This is a genomic window from Wolbachia endosymbiont (group A) of Beris morrisii (assembly GCF_964028185.1).
Classification (GTDB): Bacteria; Pseudomonadota; Alphaproteobacteria; order Rickettsiales; family Anaplasmataceae; genus Wolbachia.
The window spans coordinates 542,936-554,620 of record NZ_OZ034760.1; the positions used below are offsets into that span (position 1 = coordinate 542,936).

Annotated in this window: 12 protein-coding genes; 6 read left to right on the forward strand and 6 right to left on the reverse strand. The window is 36.6% G+C overall.

Translation table 11 applies throughout. The features are described from left to right. Positions 1 to 104 precede the first annotated feature (104 nt). From ABWU69_RS02725 to ABWU69_RS02745, 5 genes are all read right to left on the reverse strand, one after another. Positions 105 to 299, reverse strand: coding sequence for a hypothetical protein (locus ABWU69_RS02725; RefSeq protein ID WP_353285362.1), 195 nt, complete (start codon positions 297 to 299; stop codon positions 105 to 107). A gap of 266 nt (positions 300 to 565) precedes the next feature. Beyond that, positions 566 to 739, reverse strand: coding sequence for a hypothetical protein (locus tag ABWU69_RS02730; RefSeq protein WP_265035416.1), 174 nt, complete (start codon positions 737 to 739; stop codon positions 566 to 568). 48 nt (positions 740 to 787) lie between these two features. Next, positions 788 to 1,396 (reverse strand): SCO family protein, encoded by a 609-nt coding sequence (locus tag ABWU69_RS02735; protein WP_320157473.1) that lies wholly within the window; start codon positions 1,394 to 1,396, stop codon positions 788 to 790. A gap of 44 nt (positions 1,397 to 1,440) precedes the next feature. Further along, positions 1,441 to 2,136: a DNA polymerase III subunit epsilon gene (gene dnaQ / locus ABWU69_RS02740; protein WP_353285363.1), complete on the reverse strand. Its 696-nt coding sequence runs from the start codon at positions 2,134 to 2,136 to the stop codon at positions 1,441 to 1,443. Positions 2,137 to 2,182: 46 nt separating this feature from the next. Then, positions 2,183 to 2,812: a Tim44/TimA family putative adaptor protein gene (locus ABWU69_RS02745; protein ID WP_265035421.1), complete on the reverse strand. Its 630-nt coding sequence runs from the start codon at positions 2,810 to 2,812 to the stop codon at positions 2,183 to 2,185. Between the two features lie 164 nt (positions 2,813 to 2,976). Between ABWU69_RS02745 and secB the strand changes: the two genes are divergently transcribed. The 5 genes from secB (at position 2,977) to ABWU69_RS02775 (ending at position 10,304) form a co-directional block, all read left to right on the forward strand. Then, positions 2,977 to 3,480: a protein-export chaperone SecB gene (gene secB / locus ABWU69_RS02750; RefSeq protein WP_265035423.1), complete on the forward strand. Its 504-nt coding sequence runs from the start codon at positions 2,977 to 2,979 to the stop codon at positions 3,478 to 3,480. A gap of 64 nt (positions 3,481 to 3,544) precedes the next feature. Further along, a complete protein-coding gene (locus ABWU69_RS08025; protein WP_265035424.1) occupies positions 3,545 to 4,060 on the forward strand; it encodes a hypothetical protein in 516 nt (171 codons plus the stop codon). A 27-nt stretch (positions 4,061 to 4,087) separates the two neighbouring features. Then, positions 4,088 to 6,673 carry an aconitate hydratase AcnA gene (gene acnA, locus ABWU69_RS02765; RefSeq protein WP_353285365.1) on the forward strand — a complete coding sequence of 862 codons (2,586 nt, stop codon included), beginning with the start codon at positions 4,088 to 4,090 and terminating at the stop codon, positions 6,671 to 6,673. A 124-nt stretch (positions 6,674 to 6,797) separates the two neighbouring features. Next, positions 6,798 to 9,938 (forward strand): bifunctional proline dehydrogenase/L-glutamate gamma-semialdehyde dehydrogenase PutA, encoded by a 3,141-nt coding sequence (putA, locus tag ABWU69_RS02770; RefSeq protein ID WP_353285366.1) that lies wholly within the window; start codon positions 6,798 to 6,800, stop codon positions 9,936 to 9,938. A gap of 222 nt (positions 9,939 to 10,160) precedes the next feature. After that, positions 10,161 to 10,304 (forward strand): hypothetical protein, encoded by a 144-nt coding sequence (locus ABWU69_RS02775; RefSeq protein ID WP_353285367.1) that lies wholly within the window; start codon positions 10,161 to 10,163, stop codon positions 10,302 to 10,304. Between the two features lie 47 nt (positions 10,305 to 10,351). Here the strand turns inward: ABWU69_RS02775 and ABWU69_RS02780 are convergent, their stop codons facing one another. Then, complete coding sequence (locus ABWU69_RS02780; protein ID WP_265035428.1) at positions 10,352 to 10,486, reverse strand: hypothetical protein; 135 nt, start codon at positions 10,484 to 10,486, stop codon at positions 10,352 to 10,354. A 515-nt stretch (positions 10,487 to 11,001) separates the two neighbouring features. Between ABWU69_RS02780 and ABWU69_RS02785 the strand changes: the two genes are divergently transcribed. Continuing rightward, on the forward strand, positions 11,002 to 11,643 hold the full coding sequence (locus ABWU69_RS02785; protein ID WP_265035640.1) for a protocatechuate 3,4-dioxygenase: 642 nt from the start codon (positions 11,002 to 11,004) through the stop codon (positions 11,641 to 11,643). The last annotated feature ends 42 nt before the right edge of the window (positions 11,644 to 11,685 follow it).

Sequence of the window (11,685 nt, forward strand, 5' to 3'; positions counted from 1 at the left end):
TTACGAATATTTATTTTTGAAGACAGCAAATAGTGTCATTCCAATGTGTCTTCCATAACTGTACGAACATTCATTTTTGAAGGTAAATTGCACAACAGATGATGTCATTCCAGTGCTTGACACACAACTGTACGAACATTGTGATTTTGGCCCATCAGGAGGGTGTCATCCCAGTGCTTGACACTGGGATCCAGATTGGGCACTAAGTTGGTAAACACGAAAGCGGTTAATCCTTTACAACGTTTTTGATGAAACTGTGCAAAAGGACTGGATGCCAGTGTCACGCACTGGCATGACACCCATTTGTTCCTATAGTTGTCTTTTCTCGCCTACCTTATTTTGCCACTCTGCTGAACAGATACCTTTACGAACGTTTATTTTTGAAGACAGCAAATAGTGTCATTCCAATGTGTCTCCATAACTGTACGAACATTCATTTTTGAAGGTAAATTGCACAACAGATGATGTCATTCCAGTGCTTGACACACAACTGTACGAACATTGTGATTTTGGCCCATCAGGAGGGTGTCATCCCAGTGCTTGACACTGGGATCCAGGAATTTTATTAAGTTGGCAAGCATAAAAATAGCTGTTTTATGTTAAAACACAACGTTTTAATGATTATGGAAAGGCTGGATCCCAGTGTCTGGGCACTGGCCCACTGGTGGCCCAAACTACAACGTTCGTACAGTTGTGTGTGTCTTCCCATGGAGATTGCTCTCAAAATTATAATGCTCATGCAGTTGCGTGCTCGATTAATTTACTGTGCAACAGAAAAATCTATAATTCAGTTTACGTATTTTTTTATCTCAGCCAAAATCTTATCAGATTGACTTTCGTCTGAATTTAAATCAGCTGCAAAGTGTGTAACATATTTTCCTCCAGGGCCAATAAGATATATTATCGAAGAATGGTTGATTTCTTCTTCTCCGTCTACTTTGCTTGCATATACTTTATATTTTGCAACTACTTCGTCTATTTTTTCTCTTTCACCAGTTAACATTTGTATTCTATGGTCAAATTGCTGCTGAAATTCTTTAAGTCTTTCCGTGCTATCGCGCTCAGGATCAACTGTAATAAAAAATGTTTTTAGCTTGTTGTTAGTTTTCTCATCTAACTTTGCAAGTGTTTCTGAAATTATCCCAAGGTTCATAGGGCAAATTCTTTTGCATGAGGAAAACCCAAAGAAAATCATCATGTATTTATCTTTAAAATCACTACTGCGTAAGATCTGTCCGTCCTGATTAATTAAAGAAAAATCTCCGCCTATCTTAACTTCTGCGTTGTGAATCGCTACTGGGGCAAATATGCCTTTTTTGGTGAAATAACAATAACCTAAAAAAACAACTGCTAATGCTACTAGCATATTAGATAACAATCTTATAAACCTTACCATTAGGGTGCTCTCAGTAAAATTAAATTGTATCTTTATTAGTTGACCTATTCAATATATTTATTCCAAAGTGTATTGTTAATTTTGTCTAACAGTTTCTTATGTTCATCAATTTCTTCACTATTTGGTGAATGTTCTCTGGGAGTTAGATTACGCACTTTATGCTGAACGAATGTAGAGTTACTGTCCTGATTGCATTCATTATCAAACAGAAAGGTTTGTAACCCTCCTGTAAGTTCAACATATACCTTTGCAAGCAATTGAGCATCAACTAGTGCTCCGTGCAATTCTCTATTCTCTAGCGATATATCAAAACGCTTACATAATGCATTCAAAGAAGCAGGTGATCCTGCGAATTTTTTCCTCGCAAGAGGTAATGTATCTAGCACTCTATCTGAGGAAATTAACCCAGCATTCAGCTTGCTTAACTCCATGTTAAGGAACTTAACATCGAATTCAGCGTTGTGAATTACCAAAATATCATTAGATATAAAGTCAAGAAATTCAAGTGCAACATCTAAAAATAATGGTTTATCTTCTAAAAATTCTTCACTAATACCGTGAATCTTAAACGAGTGATAAGGTATATCTCTTTCTGGGTTAAGGTACCGATGGAATACTTTACCTGTTGGAATGCGGTTAATTAATTCCACACACCCTATTTCGATAATTCGATGACCAGATTTAGTGTCAAGACCTGTCGTTTCAGTGTCAAGTACTATTTCGCGTAGCTTGCTTTCCATGGTTAACTCTAAATAAAACTAATCTTACTTGTCATTTGTCTTATCGTTACTTATCTTTATTATAGTGAATAGAAACAAGCAACCAGCTTGGGTCTGATGAATTAACATTTTTTTTGAATTGCCATACATCCTCAACTTTATTAATGGTGGATGTACTACCTGATATGATATCCCCTTCATTGTTCTTAACGAAGTTAATTTGCTCTGAAAGGAAATATACTGCAATAAACACTACATTTTTTATTAGCTTTATTTCTAAAATCTTTTGTGAAACGATAGAAACAATTATAGACTCGTGCATCTCTTTACGATGTTTAATCTTTTTTGCGAAGTTGTTATATAAATCTTTATCCAAGAGAGATTCTAACTGGGACAGATTTCCTTGATTGAAATACTTTATTATTAATTCAAAAGCTATGCTTGAACCTTCTATAAAGTGGGAAATAGAAAAATCTTTGTTTTTTTTTAATATTTGTTCATAAGTAACTTTTATTGAATTTTTATCATTGCTATCAATGTAATCCTCAATGTTTTCTACTACATCTTCTTTACTTCGACTTACATCCAATACATTAGTTAGCTTTTTTAGGTTGAGATTGGCTGACCTTCCTAAAGAATTATACAAACGTGAAAAAATGAACGCCGCTAATAAAGCATATATTACAAGCTCTATCATAGTAACTCAACTCCTTGGCATATAAAGTATCCGAACATTATTAATTATTAATGAAAATATGTTTTTCATATCAACTTATAATCAGGTTTGCTATTCATTTGTAAATGAATATATTATATAAGAAAGTATTAAATATCTCAACTTAATTAAAGGAGACGTAAGAAATGCCACAACAAAAAATGAGAATTCACGGTCAATATGTTAAAGATCTATCATTTGAGAATCCGAATTCGCCATTCCTTTCTTCTAGTAAAGCTCCAGATATTAATGTAATGGTTAATATCAATTCAGCAAAATTAGAAGGAATGGAAAACAAAGAAGGAGTAAATGAAGAAAAATCTTTCCATGAAGTTACTTTGCATATAGAAGTCAGAGCAACGATAAAAGATGCAGATATAAAAGATGGCGTAGCTTTCATTTGTGAGACGAAATATTGTGGCATTTTTTCAATAGAAAATTTAAAAGAGTTGAGTGAGGAAGAGGTAAGACAAGCTTTGTTTATTGGCGGACCTACTTTTCTTTTCCCTTTTGCAAGAGAAATAATTGCAAGAGTTACAAGTAGTGGTGGATTTCCCCCACTGATGCTAGATCCTATAGATTTCGAAACTATGTACGAGCAGCAAAGTCAACAACAAAAAAGTAACGGTAGTAATTCCAATTTTAACTAATATAGTATAATATATAGCTGAAAATAGCTGTGCTACTGAGGTACCAAAGGAGGAAATATCTGAAATGAAGCAGAATATGCGTAATGATTTTGAATGTGATCTATATATCCAGTTGTCATCCAAATGTACTTCATCCTTGTCATCCAGGTGCAAATTATTCTTGTCATCCCAGTGCGTGACACTGGGATCTAGTTCACAACTGTACGAACGTTGCAATGTGACACGATGTTGCATAATAAATGATGTCATTCCAGTGCGTGACACTGGAATCCAGTTCTTATTATACAGCTATCTGGTGTACTTATTTAAAATTAAGTTTTCTGGATCTCAGTGCCAAAGCACTGGGATGACACCCTTCCTGGCGGAGATTATTCTCAAATCACAATGTTCGTACAGTTGTGGATCCAGTTTCGTTGTTCAATTTCATCAAAAGTGTTGTATAGCGTGCTTATTTGCAGTCAAATTTTCTGGATCCCAGTGTCTGGGCACTGGGATGACATTGGTAGTTATGCTTACTCTACTGCAACACGGGACGTTCGTACAGTTGTGTGTCATGCACTGGAATGACATCATTAGTTGATTTTTCACTTAAAAATGGTTATGCAGAATGAATAATTCTTTAAACGCAAAAACGACTTTAAACATTGACGGGAAGTCATACAACTATTTTAGCCTAAGTAGTGCTAGTGAATTTTTAGGAATAGATGTGACTAAATTGCCTTGCTCACTTAAGGTTCTGCTTGAAAATTTATTGCGCAATGAAGATGGAGTAAACGTAAAGCTAGATGACATAAGAGTACTAGCAGACTGCGTCAATAAACACACTAATCATGAGATTAGCTACAAACCAGCAAGGGTGTTGATGCAAGATTTTACAGGGGTTCCTGCTGTTGTTGATCTAGCTTCAATGCGGGACTATGTTAAGAAAAATGGAGGAAACCCGAGCAACATAAATCCATCTGTACCGGTTGATCTTGTGATTGACCATTCTGTTCAAGTAGATAGTTATGGGAGTGTTTCCGCATTCAGTAAGAATGTTGAGCTAGAAGTAAAAAGAAATTTGGAGAGATATCAATTCTTAAAGTGGGGGGAATCGTCCTTCACAAATTTTAGAGTAGTACCGCCAGGTACTGGAATTTGCCACCAAGTGAATCTTGAATATTTAGCGCAAGTTGTATGTAATAAGGATGGGGTTTTGTATCCTGACACTTTAGTTGGTACTGACAGCCATACTACAATGGTTAACGGGTTATCAGTCCTTGGTTGGGGTGTTGGAGGTATAGAAGCTGAGTCTGTGATGCTTGGTCAACCAATTAGTATGGTGATTCCAGAAGTAGTTGGATTTAAATTAATTGGCAGACTGCCGGAAGGAGTAACTGCGACTGATTTAGTGCTGACGGTTACCAATATCCTAAGAACGAAAGGTGTTGTTGGTAAATTTGTAGAGTTTTATGGTGATGGTTTAGATTATTTATCTTTGGCAGATAGAGCCACTATAGCAAACATGGCCCCAGAGTATGGTGCAACTTGTGGATTTTTTCCAATTGATCAGAAAACGCTAGATTATTTAAACTTGACCGGAAGGCCAAAAGAGCTGATTAAATTAGTTGAGGCTTATGCGAAAGAGCAAGGACTGTGGCGTAGCAGTGACGAGTTAGCGTTTTTTGACACACTAGAGCTTGATTTATCAAGCGTGAAGCCAGTAATGGCTGGTCCCAAAAGACCACAAGATAAGGTTTTTCTTTCACAAGTGGCAGAGTCTTTTTCTAAATCATTTTCAGTTAATGAGTCAAAGGAAAGCGATAAACTCCAAGATGGAAGTGTAGTTATTGCAGCAATAACAAGCTGCACTAACACCTCAAATCCAAGTGTGATGATTGCTGCAGGTCTTGTAGCTCGTAATGCAATTAAACTTGGATTAAAATCAAAGCCTTGGGTTAAAACTTCTCTTGCTCCAGGGTCACAAGTTGTAACAGAATATTTAGAAAAGTCAGGGTTGCAGGTAGATCTGAATGCTTTGGGCTTTAATTTAGTTGGATATGGTTGCACAACTTGCATTGGGAATTCTGGTCCACTTAATAAAGATATAGAAGATGGCATTAAAAACAAAAACTTAACCGTTGCTGCAGTTTTATCTGGCAATCGTAACTTTGAAGGAAGAATTCATCCGTTAGTCAAAGCTAATTACTTGGCATCTCCGCCACTTATTGTTGCATATGCACTTGCAGGCACTGTGCAAATTGATTTGACAAAAGATTCAATATGCAAAGATAAGAATGGAAATGATGTCTATCTCAAAGATATATGGCCAACAAACAATGAAATCGAAGATTGTGTTAAAAGTGTGGTAACACGTGAGATGTTCATACAAAAGTATAAGGATGTTTTTTCTGGTGATGAACATTGGCGAAAGATAAAGTGTGAAAAAAGTGAAATCTATAATTGGGATGCAAACAGCACTTACATACAAAATCCGCCTTATTTTGATAATTTATCACCTAAAAATAATAAAATCGATATAAAAGGTGCACAAATATTGGCAATGTTTGGCGATAGCATAACCACTGATCACATTTCCCCTGCTGGAAATATTGCCTCAAGTAGTCCTGCAGGTATATATTTAAAAAATCTTGGAATTGAGCCACAGGACTTTAATTCATATGGGTCTCGTCGTGGTAACCACAATGTAATGATGCGTGGGACTTTTGCTAACATTAGAATAAAAAATGAAATGGTAAGCATCGAAGGCGGCTATACAAAATATATTCCTTCTCAAGAAACTATGTCGATTTTTGATGCAGCAATGCGCTACAAGGAAGCTCTCATCATTGTGGCAGGAAAGGAGTATGGCACAGGTTCAAGTAGGGATTGGGCAGCAAAGGGTACTTTATTGTTGGGGATTAAAGTTGTAATTGCAGAAAGCTTTGAGCGTATACATAGGTCCAACTTGGTCGGCATGGGTGTTCTTCCACTTATATTCCAAAATGGAATAACCAGAAAGATATTTGATGGTAGTGAGGTAATAAGCATAAAAGGTGAAATAGTGCCAGGTGGAAATCTAGAATGTATCATCAAAAGAAAGGATAATTCAAAGCAATCAATTCAACTCAAATGCTGTGTACAAACCGCAACTGAGATTAAATACTTAATGCATGGCGGAGTGTTAAGCTACATACTTGCACAATCCTTTTAAAGTTATTGCATGGACTTCTTCTAGCCAGCCCTGATCCCTTTTTAAATAATGATTTGTTCTATGCAAAGTTATGATATAATTTTACCTTACATATGGTAACAGAGTGTTTTGCAGATAATTATATATGATTAGTCCTATACAAGAACCTAACGAGTTGAGAAAACGTTTACAAGGGTTTTATCGTACTGATGAGAAAAGTTATGTACGCCGCCTTGTAGAAAAAACAGAGCTTTCGGCTGATTCAAAAAATAGAATTTATAATATAGCAAAACAAGTTATTGAAAAGATTAAAGGCAACAAATTAGATGTCATAGATTCTTTCATGCAGCAATACTCGCTTTCCAATGACGAAGGAATAGCGCTTATGTGTCTTGCTGAGTCACTACTTAGAATACCAGATGATTATACAATAGACGAGCTAATCAAAGATAAAATTGCCAATCAAGAATGGAGTAAATATTTAGGACATTCTTCCTCATTGTTTGTCAATGCTTCCACATGGAGTTTAATGATAGGAAGTAGTATATTGAGAGATAATGAAGGCGATTCGAAGTTCTATTACGCAATTTCTAAATTACTTAAAAATTTAGGAGAGCCGATTATTCGCAAAGCAGTAAAACAAGCAATGTCTATGCTTGGTAAGCATTTTGTTATTGGAGAGACTATAGAGAAAGCACTGGAAAATGTAAAACCAAATGATAATAGCAAGTTCTTATGCTCTTTTGATATGCTTGGCGAAGCTGCTCACACAGCTGAAGATGCAGAAGAGTATTTTGATTCATACATGCACTCAATAAAAGCTATAGGTGAATCCACTGAAATAAATGATTGTTTTAAATCGCATGGAATTTCAATCAAACTTTCTGCTTTACACCCACGTTATGAATTCAGCCAATTCGATAATATAGCTGAAGAGTTGAGAGCTAAACTGCTAGAGCTTTGTCATGAAGCAAAAAAGTACAATATTTCATTATGCATAGATGCAGAAGAATCAGAAAGACTTGAGATGTCATTAGTTTTATTCGAGCAATTGCGTCTTGATGACTCACTCTCTGAGTGGGAAGGGCTCGGCTTGGCTGTACAAGCATATCAAAAGCGCGCTTTATCTGTTCTTGACTTTGTTGAAGATGTTGCTATCCGATCAAAGCACAAAATTATGGTGAGGCTTGTAAAAGGTGCATATTGGGATTCAGAGATCAAGCGTACGCAAGAATTGGGATTAAATGATTACTCAGTATTTACAAGAAAAAGCTATACTGACGTATCTTACCTCGCGTGCGCACAGAAACTTTTGAGTAAACCAAACAGCTTTTACCCATGCTTTGGAACTCATAACGCCTATACTTTTGCTTCTATCATGGAACTTGCTGATAAAAACCACCATGGATTTGAATTTCAACGCTTACATGGAATGGCAAAAGACTTATATGATTATGCAATGTCAGAACTTGCAACAAGCATCAGTTGCCGTATATATGCACCAGTTGGTAAACGTAGTGATTTATTACCATACCTTGTTAGACGTCTTCTTGAAAATGGAGCTAATAGTTCGTTCGTCAATCAAATAAATGATCCTAACGTTAAAATTGAAGAATTAGTTTCGGATCCATCAGAAAAAGCTAAAAGCTTGGAGCATGAACCTCATCCAAATATTCCATTGCCACAAGATATTTTGAAAGAAGAAAGAAAAAATTCCTTAGGAATGGATATTAGTGATTCTGTGATAGTCTCACAATTTGCAGATGATATAAAGGGTTTTAGTGAAAAGAAATGGCAAGTTGGACCAATAATTGACGGACAGTCACTTTTTGATGATGCCAAATTTACTGAAGTGGTGAATCCTGCACATTTGGAGCATGTAATAGGAGAAGTGTCGAACGCAACAAGTGATCAAGCTTTAAATGCTCTTGAAGTAGCCCATAATGCGTTTTCTGCATGGCAGAGCACTCCAGCGGAAGAACGTGCTAAACACTTGAAAAAAGCTGCTGACTTACTTGAAGAAAGAATGAAAGAGTTAATTTACATTCTGATTGTGGAAGCAGGAAAAATTTTATCTGATGCAATAGCAGAAGTACGAGAAGCAGTCGACTTTCTGCGTTATTATGCAATGATAGCAAAGAATGAACTGAGCGACTGGAAAAAATTGCCAGGTCCAACAGGTGAAGATAACTTCATCTTTTTTGAAGGCAGGGGAGTTTTCCTGTGTATATCACCATGGAATTTTCCACTTGCTATTTTTCTCGGGCAGGTCTCAGCTGCACTTGCAGCAGGTAATGCAGTGCTGGCAAAACCGGCAGAGCAAACGCCGATTATTGCCTACGAAGCTGTTAAGATACTACATGAAGCTGGGATACCAAAGAATGTGTTACACCTCATTCCTGGGGATGGTGGATATTTAGGCAAAATATTAGTTCCAGATAATAGAATTGCCGGAGTAGCTTTTACTGGCTCAACGCAAACCGCTCAAATAATCAATAAAATGCTTGCAAATAGGGATGGTCCTATTGTGCCATTTATTGCTGAAACTGGCGGATTAAATGCTATGATTGTTGATAGCTCTGCTCTCTTAGAGCAAGTGACTACGGATGTTTTGCTTTCTGCGTTTCGCAGCGCTGGCCAACGCTGTTCTGCGCTTAGAGTGCTATTTATTCAAGAAGATATAGCAGAAAAACAGATAAGAATGATATGTGGTGCAGCGCAAGAACTAAAGATTGGTGACCCAATACAACTTAGTACTGATATTGGTCCAATAATTGATAAAGCATCTATCGATATGCTCACTCAACATACGCAAAAAATGTCAGAGGATAAAGATTCAAATCTGTTATTTAAAGTACCCATGGATACAAATTCTCATAATGGTTATTTCTTTCCTCCATATATTTATGAGATACAAAAAATTTCGCAATTAAAGCAAGAAGTATTTGGTCCTGTTTTACATATCATACGTTTTAATAAGTCAAATTTGAATGAAGTTATAAATGATATAAACAATACAGGATATGGGCTCACGTTTTCTTTGCAGAGTCGGATACAAAGTCAAATTGACACTATAAGTAAAAAAATATCAGTTGGAAATGTCTACATCAACCGTAACCAGATAGGTGCAGCAGTTGGGATACAACCATTTGGTGGTAGAGGACTATCTGGCACTGGGCCAAAAGCTGGTGGTCCTCATTATTTACAGCGTTTTTCTACAGAAAAAGTTGTAAGTGTTAACACTACAGCATTCGGTGGTAACACTACACTTATGTGTTTGGATTAATTTGCGGGCCCTAATTTTTCTCCTATCTTACCCCTAAACTAGACGTTCGTGCAGACAGCGCTAAAATCCGAAAAGGACCAGTTCATGCACTAGACTTCTTGCATAACCTAAACTAAGCAGAAAAAAGGTGTCATCCGAGTAGCCCCTTCGGTTTCATCTCAGTGCCTCTATGATGTCATCCCAGTGCCCTGACTACTTGGATCCAGGAAAAAGAATGATGTCATGAAAGTAGCCCCTATGATGTCATTCCAGTGCTCCTTTCTCGTCATCCCAGTAGCCTCCTTTTTTTGTCATCCCAATACCCCCCTCTTGTCATCCCAGTGTCCAGACACTGGGATCTCATTTTACTTTATGATAATGTCATGAAAGTAGCCTCCTTCTCCTGTCATCCAGCCCTTCCATCCAAGACGGTGTCATTCCAGTGCCCAGACACTGGAATCCAGAAAACTTAACTTTATACCAGGTAATAAGAACTGGATCCCAGTGTCTGGGCACTGGGATGACAAGAGAAGGTACTGGAATGACGGTTGTCGTTTAGCTATAAACATTAAGAAATTTACCAAATGAAAAAAAAGGCAAAAGAAGCCCCGTGGTTGGCTAATTACTTACATTATACTTTCAAGTATGGCGTTTTTTTATTCTAAACGCTTAATAACCGCGATTCAGCTGCTTTTAAACCGCAACTAATCTAAATTATAAACGTTAAGAAATTTACTAAACAGAAAAAAAGGCAAAAGAAACCCTAGGGTAGCTAGTTATTCACTATCCATTTTTTAAGTTGGCGTTTTTTGATGTTTTAAATGCTTTATAAGCGTATTTCAGCTTGTGTAGGTAAAAACCCAGAAATTTGATAAAGACATAAGGTGCACATAGTGCAAAAAATTAAACATGAGACGCCAAATACCCTAAGTTTTTTGTCATTAACCTGCACAGATTGCGAAGATAAATAAATAGCTTCAGTTTCATGATAAGGGGACTGGCGAAGCTTGTAAAGTAATTTTTTCGTTTCTATTCCCAATAAAAGTTTGTTATATGGTTATGCAAGAAGTCTATTGTGAATGAAATGAATGTGAAAAATATCTTATTAGCGTTTTTAGTACAAACGGTATTCAGTTTGCCGCTATTTGCAGCTGATCCTGTTTTGCTTAACTGCATTGAAACTCCAGAGATTTATGACCTTGATGCAAGGCCAAAAAATTTTAGCTCTTCAAACAATTTAAGAAGGAAACCTGGTTCTCCAAATAGTGCAACGGGAGAATTAATACACATAGTGGGTAGAATTACTGATATAAACTGTTTACCAATACAAAATGCTGTAGTTTCTATATGGCACGCGAATTCACGCGGCGTGAACCATTACGATAAGAATATAGAGGATGATCCGAATTTTGCTGGATCAGGAAGGTTTGTAGTGAATAACCTTGGCTATTATAATTTTATTACGATAGCACCTGGCAAAATTGGTGATAGAGCTCCACATATCAACTTTCTAGTTCAACATCCAGATTTTCCAGAATTCACAACGCAAATGTTTTTTGCTGACCATAATTGCGATAATTGTGCTGATCCTGTTCTTGGAGATTTTGTTAGTAATGGGCTTGCAAGCCTTCTCATAACACCATTTACTTACAGTGATCAGGTCATAAAAACCTATACGTTTAACATTACCTTGGGCGGATATAATAAGTTCTCTAATAAAAGATAAAAACCCTTGCATGTAAGGTAGTCCATAGTAAACTTAAGTGTT

What these genes read in the sequence shown, in the direction of transcription:
- ABWU69_RS02730 (WP_265035416.1), bottom strand. Translation starts at nt 739, where the DNA reads ATGAGCATTATAATTTTGAGAGCAATCTCCATGGGAAGACACACACAA.
- ABWU69_RS02735 (WP_320157473.1), bottom strand. Translation starts at nt 1,396, where the DNA reads ATGGTAAGGTTTATAAGATTGTTATCTAATATGCTAGTAGCATTAGCA.
- ABWU69_RS02745 (WP_265035421.1), bottom strand. Translation starts at nt 2,812, where the DNA reads ATGATAGAGCTTGTAATATATGCTTTATTAGCGGCGTTCATTTTTTCA.
- putA (WP_353285366.1), top strand. Translation starts at nt 6,798, where the DNA reads ATGATTAGTCCTATACAAGAACCTAACGAGTTGAGAAAACGTTTACAA.
- acnA (WP_353285365.1), top strand. Translation starts at nt 4,088, where the DNA reads ATGAATAATTCTTTAAACGCAAAAACGACTTTAAACATTGACGGGAAG.
- ABWU69_RS02785 (WP_265035640.1), top strand. Translation starts at nt 11,002, where the DNA reads ATGAATGTGAAAAATATCTTATTAGCGTTTTTAGTACAAACGGTATTC.
- secB (WP_265035423.1), top strand. Translation starts at nt 2,977, where the DNA reads ATGCCACAACAAAAAATGAGAATTCACGGTCAATATGTTAAAGATCTA.
- ABWU69_RS02775 (WP_353285367.1), top strand. Translation starts at nt 10,161, where the DNA reads ATGAAAGTAGCCCCTATGATGTCATTCCAGTGCTCCTTTCTCGTCATC.
- ABWU69_RS02780 (WP_265035428.1), bottom strand. Translation starts at nt 10,486, where the DNA reads ATGTTTATAGCTAAACGACAACCGTCATTCCAGTACCTTCTCTTGTCA.
- ABWU69_RS08025 (WP_265035424.1), top strand. Translation starts at nt 3,545, where the DNA reads ATGAAGCAGAATATGCGTAATGATTTTGAATGTGATCTATATATCCAG.
- dnaQ (WP_353285363.1), bottom strand. Translation starts at nt 2,136, where the DNA reads ATGGAAAGCAAGCTACGCGAAATAGTACTTGACACTGAAACGACAGGT.